At 62.2% G+C, this 15,137-nt stretch carries 17 protein-coding genes; 1 reads left to right on the forward strand and 16 read right to left on the reverse strand.

The features are described from left to right. Window positions 1-13: 13 nt before the first annotated feature. The 11 genes from fabZ to H0241_RS35585 all read right to left on the reverse strand — a co-directional run bounded on the left by fabZ (window position 14) and on the right by H0241_RS35585 (window position 10,227). The gene (gene fabZ, locus H0241_RS08820) at window positions 14-466 is read right to left on the reverse strand and encodes a 3-hydroxyacyl-ACP dehydratase FabZ (protein WP_142865736.1); all 453 of its coding nucleotides are present in this window, start codon (window positions 464-466) and stop codon (window positions 14-16) included. 1 nt (window position 467) lies between these two features. Then, window positions 468-1,526 carry a UDP-3-O-(3-hydroxymyristoyl)glucosamine N-acyltransferase gene (gene lpxD, locus H0241_RS08825; protein WP_181057052.1) on the reverse strand — a complete coding sequence of 353 codons (1,059 nt, stop codon included), beginning with the start codon at window positions 1,524-1,526 and terminating at the stop codon, window positions 468-470. Between the two features lie 77 nt (window positions 1,527-1,603). Beyond that, window positions 1,604-3,982 (reverse strand): outer membrane protein assembly factor BamA, encoded by a 2,379-nt coding sequence (gene bamA, locus H0241_RS08830; RefSeq protein ID WP_181057053.1) that lies wholly within the window; start codon window positions 3,980-3,982, stop codon window positions 1,604-1,606. Between the two features lie 217 nt (window positions 3,983-4,199). After that, entirely contained in the window at window positions 4,200-5,342 is a 1,143-nt protein-coding gene (rseP, locus tag H0241_RS08835; protein ID WP_181057054.1) for an RIP metalloprotease RseP, read from the reverse strand. A gap of 104 nt (window positions 5,343-5,446) precedes the next feature. Next, complete coding sequence (locus tag H0241_RS08840; RefSeq protein WP_181057055.1) at window positions 5,447-6,262, reverse strand: phosphatidate cytidylyltransferase; 816 nt, start codon at window positions 6,260-6,262, stop codon at window positions 5,447-5,449. Window positions 6,263-6,273: 11 nt separating this feature from the next. Continuing rightward, the gene (locus H0241_RS08845; protein WP_181057056.1) at window positions 6,274-6,996 is read right to left on the reverse strand and encodes an isoprenyl transferase; all 723 of its coding nucleotides are present in this window, start codon (window positions 6,994-6,996) and stop codon (window positions 6,274-6,276) included. Window positions 6,997-7,027: 31 nt separating this feature from the next. Further along, the gene (gene frr / locus H0241_RS08850; RefSeq protein WP_023671027.1) at window positions 7,028-7,582 is read right to left on the reverse strand and encodes a ribosome recycling factor; all 555 of its coding nucleotides are present in this window, start codon (window positions 7,580-7,582) and stop codon (window positions 7,028-7,030) included. Between the two features lie 98 nt (window positions 7,583-7,680). After that, complete coding sequence (gene pyrH / locus H0241_RS08855) at window positions 7,681-8,403, reverse strand: UMP kinase (RefSeq protein WP_023671026.1); 723 nt, start codon at window positions 8,401-8,403, stop codon at window positions 7,681-7,683. A gap of 151 nt (window positions 8,404-8,554) precedes the next feature. After that, window positions 8,555-9,664, reverse strand: a complete 1,110-nt coding sequence (locus H0241_RS08860; RefSeq protein ID WP_181057057.1) for an aldo/keto reductase — start codon at window positions 9,662-9,664, stop codon at window positions 8,555-8,557. 35 nt (window positions 9,665-9,699) lie between these two features. After that, the gene (locus H0241_RS35580; protein ID WP_328824645.1) at window positions 9,700-9,993 is read right to left on the reverse strand and encodes a nuclear transport factor 2 family protein; all 294 of its coding nucleotides are present in this window, start codon (window positions 9,991-9,993) and stop codon (window positions 9,700-9,702) included. Window positions 9,994-10,005: 12 nt separating this feature from the next. After that, window positions 10,006-10,227 (reverse strand): nuclear transport factor 2 family protein, encoded by a 222-nt coding sequence (locus H0241_RS35585; protein ID WP_235984188.1) that lies wholly within the window; start codon window positions 10,225-10,227, stop codon window positions 10,006-10,008. 114 nt (window positions 10,228-10,341) lie between these two features. Here H0241_RS35585 and H0241_RS08870 point away from each other — a divergent pair, with 114 nt between their 5' ends. Next, entirely contained in the window at window positions 10,342-11,268 is a 927-nt protein-coding gene (locus H0241_RS08870; RefSeq protein WP_181057058.1) for a LysR family transcriptional regulator, read from the forward strand. A 36-nt stretch (window positions 11,269-11,304) separates the two neighbouring features. On the opposite strand, the gene tsf is transcribed toward H0241_RS08870, so the two are convergent. The 5 genes from tsf to H0241_RS08895 form a co-directional block, all read right to left on the reverse strand. Further along, window positions 11,305-12,225, reverse strand: coding sequence for a translation elongation factor Ts (gene tsf / locus H0241_RS08875; RefSeq protein WP_181057059.1), 921 nt, complete (start codon window positions 12,223-12,225; stop codon window positions 11,305-11,307). Between the two features lie 109 nt (window positions 12,226-12,334). Next, window positions 12,335-13,117, reverse strand: coding sequence for a 30S ribosomal protein S2 (rpsB, locus tag H0241_RS08880; RefSeq protein ID WP_142865747.1), 783 nt, complete (start codon window positions 13,115-13,117; stop codon window positions 12,335-12,337). 176 nt (window positions 13,118-13,293) lie between these two features. Then, on the reverse strand, window positions 13,294-13,908 hold the full coding sequence (locus H0241_RS08885; protein ID WP_181057060.1) for a LysE family translocator: 615 nt from the start codon (window positions 13,906-13,908) through the stop codon (window positions 13,294-13,296). Next, on the reverse strand, window positions 13,905-14,183 hold the full coding sequence (locus H0241_RS08890) for a DUF4031 domain-containing protein (protein WP_181057061.1): 279 nt from the start codon (window positions 14,181-14,183) through the stop codon (window positions 13,905-13,907). Before H0241_RS08890 ends, H0241_RS08885 begins: the two co-directional genes overlap by 4 nt. 31 nt (window positions 14,184-14,214) lie before the next feature. After that, window positions 14,215-15,045: a cell envelope integrity EipB family protein gene (locus H0241_RS08895; RefSeq protein ID WP_181057062.1), complete on the reverse strand. Its 831-nt coding sequence runs from the start codon at window positions 15,043-15,045 to the stop codon at window positions 14,215-14,217. Between the last annotated feature and the right edge of the window lie 92 nt (window positions 15,046-15,137).

A 15,137-nucleotide genomic window follows, 5' to 3' on the forward strand; every position in this document is an offset into this window, starting at 1 on the left:
GCATTTCGAACCGTCAGCCGGTAACCATCATAGCCGAGATCTCGGCTTCGGCGGCCTTCGCGCCTTCCACCATGGCCTCGCAGGCGAATTTGAGCAGGTTGCCGCGCATCTTGATTTTCTTGACGTGGATCTTCAACTGGTCGCCCGGAACGACCGGTTTGCGGAATTTCGCGTTGTCGATGGTCAGGAAATAGACCAGTGACGGCTTTTCCGTGTTGAGGCTGCGAATGCAGATCGCACCAGCCGTCTGCGCCATGGCCTCGACGATCAGCACGCCCGGCATCACCGGCTGGTCCGGGAAATGGCCCTGAAAATGCGGCTCATTGATGGTCACATTCTTGATGCCGATGGCCGAGTCGTTGCCGTCGATCTCGACGATGCGGTCGATCATCAGGAAGGGATAGCGATGCGGCAAAAGCTTCATCAACCCCAATATATCGACCGCTTCGAGCGTCGCAGGCACCATCTCAGCTACTTCCCCCCTCGCCCTGCTTGCGCGTCCTGGCAAGCTTGCGCAGCATGGCGATCTCGCGCATGGCTTCCGCCATCGGCTGCGCCGGATAGCCTCCCCAGATCTCGCCCGCCGGCACGTTGCTCATAAACCCGCTTCTCGCCGCAAGCTTGGCTCCCGATCCTATGGTCAAATGATCGGCAAGCCCGACGCCGCCGCCCATGGTGACACCATCGCCGACGACGACGGAGCCGGAAATACCCGAAAGCCCGGCTATAATGCAATTGCGGCCGATGCGAACGTTATGGGCGATCTGCACCAGATTGTCGATCTTGGTGCCTTGACCGATGATCGTATCCGACATGGCGCCGCGATCGACTGTCGTGTTCGAGCCGATTTCAACATCGTCCTGGATGATGACGCGGCCGATCTGCGGCACACGCTCGGGCCCTTTGGCACCGCCCACGAACCCGAACCCGTCCTGGCCGATGCGGGCGCCACCATGAATGATGACGCGGTTGCCGATCAGCGCATACTGGACGCTGACGCCCGGACCAATATAGCCATCGCGGCCGATCTGGCAGGAGGGCCCGATAACGGCGTGCGGCGCGATGACCGTTCCGCTGCCGATGGAAGCGCGTGGGCCGATGACCGCACCGGCTTCGATGATGGCGCCGGCCTCGACATGCGCAGAGGCATCGACATGAGCCTGCGGCGAGACCCCGGTTTCGCTGGTCATCGGTCCCGGAGTGGCCGCCATCGGGAACAGCAGCCGGCCGACCATGGCGAAAGCCTGTTGCGGCCGCGGATGGACCAGAACCGCAATGCCGGCCGGCGCCTTGGTGGCGAATTCGGTGGGACACAGCACGGCCGCCGCCTTCAGCGACTGCATCAGCGCGAAATTGCGCTTGCCGTCGACGAAGACGAGCGCACCCTCGCCGCCTTCGTTGGCTGGCGCCAACGCATCGATCGATATGTGGGCAAGGTCGGAATCGACAAGCGACGCGCCGGTCAGATTCGCGACTTCGCCGGCCGTATACCGGCGTGATGGCGCGAAGAACACCGGATCGGTCATTCCAGAAGCAATATCCAGCTAGGTTGGATCAGTTCTCTTCCGGACCCCAACGGCCCGGAAGCATCGTTACCCGCACATCAGAATCGGGTCGAAATGCCGAAGTTGAATTCCTGCACGTCGTCGGTCGACTCTTTCTTGACCGGGATCGCGTAGTCGATGCGGATCGGGCCAAAGGGCGATGCCCACATCAGGCCAACACCGACCGACGCGCGCAAATTCATGTCGGCACTCGACTGGTCGACCAGGCTCTGATCTTTGATCTTGTTGCCATAGAGCGTTGCAGCGTCGGCGAAGACCGCGCCACGCAGGCCAAAACTTTCCGGGATGACCGGCAGCGGAAACTGCGCTTCCGCCGAAGCGTTGAAATAAGTGACGCCGCCGAGATGGTCGTCGTTATTGTCGGAGGCTACCGGTCCAATGCCGCCATAGGCAAAACCGCGGATCATTCGGTCACTGCTCTGGAAATGGTCGAAGACGCGCAGACCGTCACCGCCATAGCCTTCGACATGACCAGCGCCGCCGGAGATCAGCCCCACCAGATCAAGTTGCTCTGAAAGCGTCTGGTAGATGCTGCCGCGGCCTGTGACCTTGACGAATTTGGCGTCGCCACCAAGGCCTGCCACCTCCACTGTCGAGGTGGCGTAGATACCTTCATGCGGGTTCTTCATGTCATCGATGGTGTTGTATACCAAGCCGAGACTGACCGACGACTTGATCCACGGGCTTTGCTCCACACCATCGATGATTGCCTGAGAGACGTCGCAGTCTAGGTCAGGGCTGTTCGGATCGGTGCTTCCATCGCAACTGTCGGAGAATTCATATTTCTCCTGGGCAATATTATAAGCCAGCTGAGTAGAGATGTTGTCGGTGATCGGCAGACCAAAACGAACGGTCGCGCCCAGCGTCTCGCTGTCGTAGTGCGAGTAATTCCGGGTCTGCTGATAGATGTCAAAGCCCGCTGCGATGCGTCGCCCGAGGAAATAAGGCTCGGTGAAGGACAGGCTGTAGTCGCGCGAATTCTTGCCGCCGCCGGCCGAGACCTTGATGTACTGGCCGCGGCCGAGGAAATTGCGCTCCGCAATCGATCCTTCGACGGACGGACCCGCGGTGTCACCACCGGTCGAATAACCGGCGCCGACCGAGAACTCGCCGGTCGATTTCTCGACCACGTCGACCACGAGCACGACCTGATCAGGCTCGGAGCCGGGAACAGTCGAGATGTCGACTTTCTCAAAATAATCCAGTGCTTCCAGCCGCTTCTTCGCGCGCTGGATGAGGACCTGGTTGAAGGCGTCGCCTTCGCTGACGTCGAACTCACGGCGAATGACATAGTCGCGCGTGCGATCGTTGCCGCGGATTTCGATGCGTTCGATATAGGCCTTGGTGCCCTGGTCGATCGTATAGACGACCGAAATGGTGTGGTTCTCGAAGTTGCGGTCGCCGCGCGGCGTCACCTGGGCGAAGGCATAGCCCGAACCCGCGACCTTCTCGGTCAGCGCGATGATCGTGTCTTCGACATCCTTGGCGTTGTAGACGTCACCCTTGTGGGTCTGGACCACCGATTCCAGCGACTTCGAGTCGACTTCCGGAATGGTACTCTCGACGCTGACGTCGCCGAACGTATAGCGGTCGCCTTCCTGCACGGTGATGGTGACCGTGTACTGGTTGGTGGTGTCGTCGAGCTCGCCGACAGCGGAGACCACCTGGAAGTCGGCATAGCCGTGATTGTAGTAGAAGCGACGCAGCGTCTCCTGGTCGGCGCGCAGCTTGTCCTCGTCATAGACGTCGTCACGCAGCACAAAGGACAGGAAGCTTGAGCGCTTGGTGGCGATGACGTCGGACAGGCGGCGGCTTGAATAGGCGCTGTTGCCGACGAAATTGACAGCAGCGATCTTGGTGCGACCGCCTTCGTTGATGTTGAAGACCACGTTCACGCGGTTGTCGCCGAGATCCATGATCTGCGTCGTCACGGCGGCATCGTCACGGCCGATTCGCCTGTAGGCGGCCTTGACCGCTTCGACATCGGAATCCAGCGTTGCCTGCGAGAACGTACCGCGCGGCTTCAACTGCACCGCGATCGCCAGCGCATTGTCCTTGAGCTTCTTGTTGCCCTGGAACAGAACCTGGTTCACCACCTGATATTCGGCAACCTTGACGACCAGCGTCGAGCCGACCTGGTTGATCTGCACGTCGGAGAACAGCCCGGTGCCGAACAGCGCCTTGACCGCATCGTCGATATCGGCGCTGGAAAACGCCTTGCCGGGCTTGATCGTGATGTAATTGCGAATGGTGTCGGCGTCGACTCGCTGGTTGCCGCTGACCTCGACTCTCGAGACAACGGCGGCTTCAGCCGCAGATGTGGCAACGAACTGCACTGCGAGCGCGCCTGGCACAACCAGAGCGGCGGACATAGCCACCGCGGACGCGGCGCTCAAAAACTTGGATGCTGCCTTCATCGGGCTTTTGTACCTTTTCTCGAAGTCCCCACGGCGAGAAAACCGGACGTGCGGTAATTTCCCCTACCGTATTAACCGGATTTTCCCTACACGCAAGGCTTCTGGTTAATTTGTAATTACTTAACCCTGATGCGTGGCTTTCGCGTCACGCATACCCCCGTGCATGGTAAACGGCGTCTCAACATTGCCGGTGCCGAAGCCGAATTTCTTCATGATTTCAGCACCCAAACAGATCGTTCCAGAAAACGAAGCCCATAAATCCCAGCACCAGAAAGAGGCCGGCCCGGTACCCCATTTCCATCATCCGCTCCGATACCGGACGTCGGAAAACGGCTTCGATGGCGTAGAACAGGAGATGGCCGCCGTCGAGGGGGGGAATCGGCAAAAGGTTCAGAATTCCGATCCCGACTGACAGTAATGCAACAAGTTGCACGAGCCATTCGAAGCCGAGTTTGGCCGCCTGCCCCGACATCTTGGCGATCTTGATCGGGCCGCCCAGCTGGCATTTGTCCTCGCGGCCGACAACGAAACGTTGCAGGAAGTGACCAGTGCCCTGAATGGCCTGCCCCGTCTGCTCGACCGCCGCTCCCAGCGCGCCAATCGGGCTGTAGGTGATCACCCTTGGCTGACCGAGCTCCTTGTTGTTGACGACGCCAATGACAGCCACCTTGGTTTTGTTGCCCAGCGCGTCCTGCTGTTCCATCAACTCCGGCGTCGCGGTGACGGTAATCTCCTTGCCATCGCGCAGCATTGTAAAGGTGAGCGAATCGCCGGCGCGACCCTGCACAAGGCGCTGGACGTCGGCGAAGGTCTCTACCTTGCTGCCGTTGACGGCGACGAATCGATCGCCGGGCAAGATGCCGGCCTTTTCAGCCGGACTGCCGGCGGTGACCTGAGCCACCATCGGCTCCAGCACCGGGCGGCCATAAAGGGAAAACATCACGGTGAAGACGGCGATGGTCAAAAGGAAGTTGAACAACGGCCCGGCAACCACCGTGGCCGCGCGCTTCCAGATCGGCTGCGTGTGGAAGGCAACTTCGCGTTCGGCATCGGTCAGCTTGTCCAGATCTTTCGTGCCGGGCTTGCTCGACGTGACGCTCATGTCGCCGACGAATTTGACATAACCGCCGAGCGGTATGGCGCAGAGCTTCCAGCGCGTGCCGTGGCTGTCGTTGAAGCCGAAAAGCTCGGGGCCGAAGCCGATCGAAAAGGCTTTTACGCCGATGCCGCACCAGCGGCCGACGAGGTAGTGGCCCATTTCGTGAACGAAGACGACGACAGTCAGCACGAACAGAAACGGCACAAGCGTGCCGAGGACAAAGCCTTGCGTGCTGAAAAACGCGTGCAGAATCTCGTTCAAGTCGTGCCCTCAAATTCACCCACGGCGAAAAGGTGACGCCGCGACTGTGACATCAATCCAGGCGAATCCGTGGCGCGCGCCATTTCTTCGCCGTCAAATACCGCTCAAGCCGGAAAAAGCCCCTGCGCCGGATGATCGGCGCCCGCCGAAATCCAACCGATGACGTATAGGGCAAAAGCCGCCGCGACAAGCCCGTCCACCCTGTCCATGACGCCGCCATGCCCTGGTATCAATGCGCTGGAATCCTTGCGGCCGTGGCGGCGCTTGACCCAGGACTCGAAGAGGTCGCCAGCCTGGGAGACGATCGACAGCACCAATGCGACCAGCGCCAGGACAACAAGATTGCTGGCTCCCGCCGCAACCGCCAGAAGCAGGCCGGCTACGACACCGCCTATGGCGCCACCGAGCGCGCCGCTCTGCGTCTTTCCAGGTGAAATGGATGGCGCAAGCTTGGGGCCGCCGACGGCGCGGCCGACGAAATACGCAAAGATGTCGGTCGCCCAGACCACGGCGAACAAAAACAGGATCGCGACCAGGCCGGAACGGTCGCCGTCGCGCAGCAGCGCCAGCGACAGGCCGGACAGCGCTGCGTAGGCAAGGCCGGCGGCATCCCATTGCGCGGCTCCGCGCATGCGTGCGCCGACGGCCGCAACGACGACCATGGCCAGGACAAAAGACAGAAGCCACGACGCCGGCACGCCGGCGATCAGGGCGCCGACGAAAACCAGAAGCAGCGCCTCTGGAACGAAACCGAGGGCCGCACCGGCCGCAGGGCGCGACATGCGCGCCCATTCATAGAAGATGACCGCCGCCATGCAGGCGCAAAGCAGGCGGAACCACAGCCCGCCCAACCAGGTCAGGCCAAGCGCTACTGCAGCCAGCACCAGCGCCGAGACGATGCGAAGCTGAAGATTGTTCATCTCGCCGCCGGTCACGAGGCGGCGACATCTTGGGCGGCGAGCCCGCCGAAGCGTCGCTCGCGGCCAGCAAAATCGCGCAGTGCGTCGGCCAGGTGTTCGCGGCTGAAATCGGGCCAATAGCAAGGCAGGAAGACCAGTTCGCTGTAGGCTGCCTGCCACAAAAGGAAATTCGACAGCCGAAGCTCGCCGCTGGTGCGGATGACCAGTTCCGGATCGGGAATGCCCGCGGTGTCGAGCGAGGCGGCAAAAGTGTCCGCCGTGATCGCCTCGCTGACGATCTCGCCGCGCGCTACGGCGGCTGCGAGCTTGCGCGCCGTGCGCACAATCTCGTCGCGCCCGCCATAGTTGAAGGCGATGATAAGCGTCAGCGCCTCATTGCGGGCGGTCAGCGATTCGGCCTCTTCGAGCAGACCCCTGATGTCCGGCTGCAGCGCTGCCCTGTCGCCGATGATCCTGACGCGCACGCCGCTTTGATGCAGTTCGGCCAGATCGCGGCGGATGAACAGCTTCAAAAGCCCCATCAGGTCGCTGACTTCGGATTTGGGCCGCGACCAGTTTTCCGACGAAAAGGCGTAGACGGTCAGGAAGGAAATGCCGAGACCGGGCGCGGCGCGCACCGTCTTGCGCAACGCCTCGACGCCGGCGCGATGGCCGGCAAGCCGCGGCAGGCCGCGTGCCTTGGCCCAGCGTCCGTTTCCATCCATGATGATCGCGACATGCGCGGGCGTTGCCATGGTCTCGCTTTCGGGCCGGTGTGGGCCGACCCTAAACCTGCATAATTTCAGCTTCCTTATCGGAAAGCAGGTGATCAATGGTGCTGATCGTCTCGTCGGTCAGTTTCTGGACCTGATCGGAGCGCTTGCGCTGATCGTCCTCGCTGATATCGCCGTCCTTTTCCGCTTTCTTCAAGAAGTCCATGCCGTCGCGGCGGACATGGCGCACCGCAACGCGGGCGTTCTCGGCGTAGCCGTGCGAAATCTTGACCAGTTCCTTGCGGCGCTGCTCGTTGAGTTCGGGCAGCGGGATCCGCAGATTGGTGCCATCGACGATCGGATTGAAGCCGAGATTGGATTCTCTGATAGCGCGATCGACGGCGCCGACCATCGACTTGTCCCAGACCGAAACCGAAATCATGCGCGGCTCCGGCACCGACACGTTTGCCACCTGGTTGATGGGCATGGTGGTGCCATAGGCCTGGACCTGGATGGCGTCGAGCAGATTGCTGGAGGCGCGGCCGGTGCGCAGCGAAGCCAGGTCGTGCTTGAAGGCTGCGATCGCGCCATCCATGCGCCGCTTGAGGTCGTCGAACTCACCACTCATCTTAGTCTCCTCGACCCGTTTGACCCGGGTTCACTGCTTAGGGCCCGAATAGCCCGCTTTCGAAAAACTGATCCCCTTTCCGGAGAGTATACTCCGGATCACTCGTCGGCGACGATCGTGCAACGGCCGCCGCCCCTCAGAATATCGCCGAAACCACCTTTTTCGTGGATCGAATAGACGATTATCGGGATGTTGTTTTCGCGCGCAAGTGCAATTGCGGCGGTATCCATGATCGAAAGCCCCTTGTTGATGACTTCGGCATGGCTGATGCGCTCGAAGCGGGTCGCATTCGGATCCTTCTTGGGATCGGCTGAATAGACGCCGTCAACCTGAGTGCCCTTGAACAGGGCGTCGGCGCCGATCTCGGCGGCGCGCAGGGCTGCGGCCGAATCGGTGGTGAAGAACGGATTGCCGGTGCCGCCGGCGAAAATGACGACCTTGCCCTGGTTCATATAGGCGGTGGCCTGGCGCTGGGAAAAACTCTCGCACAGTTCGGGCATGGCGATCGCCGACAGCACGACGGCGTCGACGCCGATCTTGTTCAGCGAGGTGCGCAGCGCCAGCGAGTTGATGACGGTGGCCAGCATGCCCATGTGGTCGCCGGTCACGCGGTCGCCGCCCTTGGACGCAACCGCAACGCCGCGAAAGATGTTGCCGCCGCCAATGACGACGCCGACCTCGATGCCGAGCGCGCGGGCTTCGGCAATATCGGCGGCGATGCGGTCGACGACCGAGACGTCGATGCCGAAATGCTGCTCGCCCATCAATGCTTCGCCCGACGCTTTCAGCAAGACACGTCGATAGAGGGGCTTTGCCGTCATCTGGACCTCGTCATTATTGCGTGTGGCGCGGCTGGGCAGGCCACGCTCATGCGGGCGCCGCCGCTGGCGCGATGCCGAGTTCCGATACACGAAGGGCGCTGCGATGTCACGCGGCGCCCCTCGCCAATTCCGCCTGTCTTGTCGCGGCCAGTCAGCGGCTGGTGATGCTGACCGCGTCGCCTTCGACAAGCAGCGGCGGCGCGTAGCCGGACGGCTTGTCGCCGGTCACGGCGCCGCCGGTAACCCGGGCCTGGATCTCGGAACCGAAAAAGGAATAGGGGAATGGCGGCGGTGTCTTGCTGACGTGGTCCAACCGCGCGCGAAGCTCGGTCGGGATCGTGAAATCCAGCGCCGCCAGATTGTCCTGCAGTTGCGCCAGTTTGGTGGCGCCAAGGATCACCGAGGCGATGCCCGGTTGCGTTGCCACCCAGTTGACGGCAACTTGGGGCATGCTGCGCCCGAGCTCGGCGGCGACCTTTTCGAGTTCCGCCACGATTGCCCAGTTGCGCTCGGTAAACTTCTGGAACCCCGGATGGGTGGTGTTGCGAAAGCCGTCGAGCCGACCGGCATTGCCATCCTGCGTCGGCCGGTACTTGCCGCTGAGCAGGCCACTGGCCAGCGGACTCCACACCATGATACCGGCACCGTGGCGGGTGCCGAAGGGCACGAATTCATGTTCAATCGAGCGCTCGGCCAGGGAGTATTCGAGCTGCAAGGCCGAGACAGGCTCGTAACCGCGCAATTCGGCGATCGTTTGCGCGCGGGCAGCATACCATGCCGGCACGTCGGACAGGCCGACATGGCGAATCTTGCCTGCGCGCACGAGATCATCCATCGTGCGCATGACCTCCTCGGCCGGTGTCAGGCTGTCCCAGACGTGCAGGAGATAGAGGTCGATATAGTCGGTGCCCAACCGCTTCAGCGAGGCGTCGACGGCACGCAGTATGTTCTTGCGGCCGTTGCCGCCGGCGTTGGGATTGCCAGGGTCCGCGTTGAAGGTGAATTTCGTGGCGATCACCGCTCTGTCGCGCAAGCCGCGGTCGGCGATGAATTCGCCGAGCCAACTCTCGGCTGTGCCGCCGGTATAAAGGTCGGCGGTGTCGAAGAAATTGCCGCCGGCCTCGACATAGGCGTCGAACATGGCGCGCGCCGTTTCCCTGTCCGCGCCCCAGCCCCATTCGGTGCCGAAGGTCATGGTGCCGAGCGCCAGCCGGCTGACTCGCAGGCCGCTGTTGCCGAGCGTGTAGTAGGTCATGGTCATGATGTCATTCCGATCCTGATTTTTTTAATTCCGGCTCACTGGCCGGGGGTCGTCTTGACCCAAGAATTGCCGCGCTCATGCATGGCGCGGAAAATGAAGCCGTCGACTTTCCAGCCGGCGCCGGAGCGGACCAGATGGTGCTCGTAGGTGCCCCAGACTTCCCACAGCGGGTCGCCATTGCCTTCCATCCGGTTCCAGGCATAGCCATTGGAGGAGACGGTGGCCGCGGCGGTCTCAAGCACCACCTGATGATTGGTGCGCAGATGCAGGCTCGCCTTGCTACCCCTGAGGTTGCCGGCCCACGTGCCGATCAGATCGTCGGAGGGGATGGTGGCCGCGGGCTATCCCGACAGGCTGCTGAAGTCGACGGTGACCCGGTGGGCGAAATAGGAACGCGCAAGCTTCCAGTCCTGCGCATCAACGGCACGGTCAATGGCGTCGGCGATACGGATGACGGCGCGTTCGTCGGCCAGCGCGCGCCAGCCGGACGGTTCGGCGCCGCCGGCATCTGTCGGCGCCAAGGCAAGGCCTGCGGCGAAGGCTACGTTTTTCAAGGCGTTCATGTTTTTTCTCCTTGTGCATTGGCCCGCCGCCGATGTGCTGACCACAACATGGCCCGCCACGCTGGCATCGGTAAGATTGCATTGTTTGCATGGACTATGCGATATCATGCATGAATGGACCGGGATCTGCTCAGCCATCTGCCTGTTGTCGTCGCCGTTGCCCGGCGCGGCGGCTTCGCGCTTGCCGCGGCCGAACTCGGCATGAGCCCGTCCGCGGTCAGCCACGCCGTGCGCCTCGTGGAGGAGCGCATCGGCCAGCCGCTGTTCGCGCGCACGACGCGCAGCGTCTCATTGACGGAAGCCGGCAAGGCGCTGGTGGAGACGGCGGCCCCTGCCCTTCAGGACATTGCCGAGCGGATGGATCGCATCCGCGCCATCAAGGGCCGGCCCTCGGGCCTGCTCAGGCTCAACGTTCCCAACATCGCGGTTCCACTTGCCGTCACGCCTGTGGTCGCGGCGATGGCGGAGCGCTATCCGGATGTGACGGTCGAATTACTCACCGACCAGGGGCTGATCGATATAGTCGGCGAAGGTTTCGACGCCGGCATCCGGCTGGGCGAGATGATCGCGCAGGACATGATTACGGTCCGGCTGACGCCACCGTTCAAGGCCGTCATCGTTGCCTCTCCCGCCTATGTCGGCCGGCATGGCCGCGCGCGCAGCGTGTCCGATCTCGCCAACCACAATTGCATCGGCTACCGGCTCGTCCGCTCCGGTGCACTCTACCGCTGGGACCTGACGGAGGATGGCAAGGATGTCGTGGTCGAGACGAAGGGTACGGTCATCGTCACGGATTCGCTCGCCGCGATCGACCTTGCGCTTGCCGGCGTCGGGCTGACCTACGCGTTCGAGCCGCTGGTGCGCGCGGAGTTGGCCGCCGGCCGTCTCGTTCAGATCCTGCCGCAAACGGCGATCGAAGAGCCCGGCCTCTTCCTTTACTTCCCGCGCCGGGCGTCAATGGCGCCGAAGCTCAGGGCCTTCATCGACACCGCACAAGAAATCGGCCGAGCATCCTTGCGGACACCCGGCCGAGTTGCCTGAGCTGAGAAGCCCCTTTTCAGGGACTATTTCCAAGGATTATTTCTTCACCGCAGCCGCGACTTCCGCCGCGAAATCGGTCTCTTCCTTTTCGATGCCTTCGCCGAGCGCAAAGCGCAGATAGGCGGAGATCTTGGCCGGAGCGCCGATTTCCTTCTCGGCATCCTTCAGCGCCTTCTCGACGGTGATGTCGGGATTGAGCACGAAGGCTTGCTTCAAGAGCACAACTTCCTCGTAGAACTTGCGCAGGCGGCCCTCGACCATCTTTTCGATGATCGCTTCCGGCTTGCCGGACTGGCGTGCCTGATCGGAGAAGATCGCCTTCTCGCGCTCGACCGCGGCCGGATCGATCTGCTCGGCCGTCAGCGCCATCGGGTTGGTGGCGGCGACGTGCATGGCGACCTGACGGCCAAAAGCGTTGGCGGCATGCTCATTGCCCGTGGTTTCGATCGCGACCAGCACGCCAAGCTTGCCAAGGCCATCGGCAACCGCGTTGTGGACATAGGTCGCGACTGCGCCGTGCGGAACGGTCAGCTTGGCCGAGCGGCGGAAGCCCATGTTCTCACCGATTGTGCCGACAGCATCCTTGATGGTGTCAGCAACCGACTTGTCCGAACCCGGGTACTTTGCGGCAGCCACGGCTTCGGTTGTGCCATAGGCAAGTGCAACCTTGGCGACGTTGGCGACGATTTCCTGGAAAGCAGCGTTGCGGGCGACAAAGTCGGTTTCGGAATTGACTTCGACGACAGCAGCCTCGCGCACGCCGTTGTCGACGCCGATCAATCCCTCTGCCGCGGTGCGGCCGGCCTTCTTGTCGGCCTTGGAAATGCCCTTCTTGCGCAGCCAGTCGACGGCCTCTTCCATATTGCCGTTGGTCTCGGTCAACGCCGCTTTGCAGTCCATCATGCCCGCGCCCGTCAAGTCGCGGAGTTCTTTGACCTGTGCAGCCGAAATGCTCATTGTCGCCTCTTTGTTTTAAATGCACCGACGCACCACCGGTACTCGGTGATGCGTCCGTTTAGCGTGGCAAAATATTAGAAAGATGAAGGCCGGGACCGGCCTTCGACTATCAGGCTTCCGGGGTCTCGGCCGCCGGGGTCGGATCGAGCGCCGGTTCGACCGGAGCTTCGACCGAGGCGCCGATGTCGACACCGAGCGCGCCCTGCTGACGAGCGATGCCGTCGATAGCGGCCTTGGCGATCAGATCGCAATAGAGCTGGATGGCGCGCGCGGCGTCGTCATTGCCGGGGATCGGGAAGTCGATCTTGTCCGGATCGCAGTTCGAATCGATGATGGCGACGACCGGGATGCCAAGGCGCTTGGCCTCGAGGATGGCGATCGCTTCCTTGTTGGTGTCGATGACGAACATCAGGTCGGGCGTCGAGCCCATGTCCTTGATACCGCCCAGCGCCTTGTCGAGCTTCTCGCGCTCGCGGTCGAGGTTCAGGCGTTCCTTCTTGGTCAGGCCCTGGGCTTCGCCGGCCAGCATCTCGTCGAGCTTGCGCAGGCGCTGGATCGAATTCGAGATCGTCTTCCAGTTGGTCAGCATGCCGCCGAGCCAACGCGAGTTGACGTAGTACTGGGCCGAACGCTGCGCCGCGTCAGCGACGATGTCCGACGCCTGGCGCTTGGTGCCGACGAACAGCACGCGGCCGCCCTTGGCGACAGTGTCGGAAACCTGCTTCAACGCCTGGTGCAGCAAAGGCACCGTCTGCGAGAGGTCGATGATGTGGATGTTGTTGCGGGCGCCGTAGATGTAGGGCGCCATCTTCGGGTTCCAGCGGTGGGTCTGGTGGCCGAAGTGAATGCCAGCTTCCAAAAGCTGGCGCATGCTGAAATCAGGCAGTGCCATTCAAAGGTCCTTTCCGGTTAGCCTCCACGGACACAGGCATTTTTGGACTTTGTCCTCGAACGCCACCGGAGGTTTCAGCCGGATTTCTCCCGGGCAGACACCAAAGTCCGTGTGTGGAATGAGCGCGCATATAGAGGGGAAGTGCTGCAAACGCAAGCGGTGAGGCGCTTTACCGCTCAGCGTGCGGCAATCAGTGCTCCGGTGCCGATCATGGCGCTGCCGGCAAACCTGTTCATCAGCCGCATGCGTCTGGGTGTCCTGAACCAGCCGGACGCCCGGCCCGCCAGCGCCGCATAGACGCCGCCCATGGTGACAATGTTGACGCTAACGACCACCGCGACCACCAGCAGGCCATCGGCAAACGTCATGGTGTCGAGGTTGAGGATAAGCGGCATGATCGAGGCATGGAACAGGATCGCTTTCGGGTTGCCGAGCGCAACGGATGCGCCAAGCAGGAACGACCGCGACAATCTGGTTTGAGGCATCCCCTGCATGGCCGACTGCGTGGCGGCGGCCCGCCACATCTTGATGCCGAGGAAGATCAGGTAGGCCGCACCGGCGTATTTCAATAGGAGAAACACCCATTCGAAAGTCTGGGCGAGCGCCACAAGTCCGAGCAGTGCCAGAGTGACCAGCACGGCATCGCCGGCGGCGATGCCAATTCCGGCGACGAACGCGCGCAGGAAGCCGCGCGACACGCCGTTGGTGATCACCGTGAACATCGCCGGACCCGGCGTCGCGGCGGCAAGCGTGATGGCAAGGCAATAGGCCAGGAATGCCGTTACTGTCACGATCGGCCCTTTCCGTTGGGTACCCGCACACGCCGGAAGATCGCGACGATCTCCTCGCGGCTGCATTCGATGGCGCCGAGCCGCACCGCGCGGTCGCGCTCGAAGCCGGTTATGTCATAGTGCGGCGCCGATGTCTTGGGCGGGCCCTGGTAGGACGAATGCTTGACGCCAAGCTCGGCGGCGAAACGATGCAGTTCGTCGGTATCGTCGGCCATCAGATGGCACCAGCGATGGCCGGCCCACTTCCAGATCGCCGCATCGACATAGACCGCCATCAAGCCTGCCGTGGCCAGCTCCGCCCTGTTGTTATTTCGAGATCGGGCAAGGCTTGGTCTGGTCGAACAGCGACAGGTTGACCAGCTTGCCGGTCATCGAGAACTCGCCATAGTCCATGGTGAGGTCACGGGTGATGCCGTTCTCATGCAGCTTGAAGCTGATGCGGTATTCCGGCACCTCTTCGCCCGATTTGTCGGTCGCGTCGAAATAGGCGATGTCGACCGGCCAGTATTTGTCGCCGGCGAGCTTTGCCAGCGCCGGCGCTTCGGGATCGGCCTTGTCGCCGTCGGTCTTCTTGCCGACGATGACGGTGGTGGTCATCACCTTGTTGGCGTCCTCCGAACCGTCGAACAGGCTGGTCTCGTAGAAATTCTCGCCCTTCTCAGCCTTGCCGATCAGTTCGACCAGATGCTGGGTCGGGAACTGGGTGGCTGCGAGTTCGAGGCTGTTCTTCTCGGGCTTGTCGATGTTGACCTTGAGGCCCTTGGTCTCCTTCGTGGCGGTGCCCTTGACCTCCTTGTCGAGATTCTGGTCGACGAAGGATTTGGTCACGAACGAGAAGGTCTTGCCTTCGGCGTCCTCGAACGTGGTCGTCTGCTGGTCGGTCAGCCTGGTGTTGTCACCGGTGACGATCTGGGTGACGAAACGGAATTTTACCGTATAGCCCTCGCAGGCCGAGCCGTTGAACTCATAGACCATGCGGCCGGAAATGCCGGTGATCCCCGAGCGGTCCGACGCCTTGCTGAGGGTAAGATCGTAGACGGCGCGATGCGCCTGCAGCGCCGGCACGGCAAAGGCGGGAGCGATCGAGAACAGCGCTGGGACAAGAACGGCGTGGAAGGCAAGGCGCGTTGCGCGCATAGGGGGCTCCGATCGTCGCGGCTGATGGCAGGCCGCAGGGAAAGATGGTCCAGCTTAAAAAAAGTCGTGGCGGAAGCGAGGCAAAAATAGCA

This window comes from Mesorhizobium neociceri (genome assembly GCF_013520985.1).
GTDB lineage: Bacteria > Pseudomonadota > Alphaproteobacteria > Rhizobiales > Rhizobiaceae > Mesorhizobium > Mesorhizobium neociceri.

Excerpts from the sequence above, each read along its gene's own strand:
- fabZ (WP_142865736.1), bottom strand. The coding sequence starts at position 466 with ATGGTGCCTGCGACGCTCGAAGCGGTCGATATATTGGGGTTGATGAAG.
- lpxD (WP_181057052.1), bottom strand. The coding sequence starts at position 1,526 with ATGACCGATCCGGTGTTCTTCGCGCCATCACGCCGGTATACGGCCGGC.
- bamA (WP_181057053.1), bottom strand. The coding sequence starts at position 3,982 with ATGAAGGCAGCATCCAAGTTTTTGAGCGCCGCGTCCGCGGTGGCTATG.
- H0241_RS08840 (WP_181057055.1), bottom strand. The coding sequence starts at position 6,262 with ATGAACAATCTTCAGCTTCGCATCGTCTCGGCGCTGGTGCTGGCTGCA.
- H0241_RS08845 (WP_181057056.1), bottom strand. The coding sequence starts at position 6,996 with ATGGCAACGCCCGCGCATGTCGCGATCATCATGGATGGAAACGGACGC.
- frr (WP_023671027.1), bottom strand. The coding sequence starts at position 7,582 with ATGAGTGGTGAGTTCGACGACCTCAAGCGGCGCATGGATGGCGCGATC.
- pyrH (WP_023671026.1), bottom strand. The coding sequence starts at position 8,403 with ATGACGGCAAAGCCCCTCTATCGACGTGTCTTGCTGAAAGCGTCGGGC.
- H0241_RS08860 (WP_181057057.1), bottom strand. The coding sequence starts at position 9,664 with ATGACCATGACCTACTACACGCTCGGCAACAGCGGCCTGCGAGTCAGC.
- H0241_RS35585 (WP_235984188.1), bottom strand. The coding sequence starts at position 10,227 with ATGAACGCCTTGAAAAACGTAGCCTTCGCCGCAGGCCTTGCCTTGGCG.
- H0241_RS08870 (WP_181057058.1), top strand. The coding sequence starts at position 10,342 with ATGGACCGGGATCTGCTCAGCCATCTGCCTGTTGTCGTCGCCGTTGCC.
- tsf (WP_181057059.1), bottom strand. The coding sequence starts at position 12,225 with ATGAGCATTTCGGCTGCACAGGTCAAAGAACTCCGCGACTTGACGGGC.
- rpsB (WP_142865747.1), bottom strand. The coding sequence starts at position 13,117 with ATGGCACTGCCTGATTTCAGCATGCGCCAGCTTTTGGAAGCTGGCATT.
- H0241_RS08890 (WP_181057061.1), bottom strand. The coding sequence starts at position 14,183 with ATGGCGGTCTATGTCGATGCGGCGATCTGGAAGTGGGCCGGCCATCGC.
- H0241_RS08895 (WP_181057062.1), bottom strand. The coding sequence starts at position 15,045 with ATGCGCGCAACGCGCCTTGCCTTCCACGCCGTTCTTGTCCCAGCGCTG.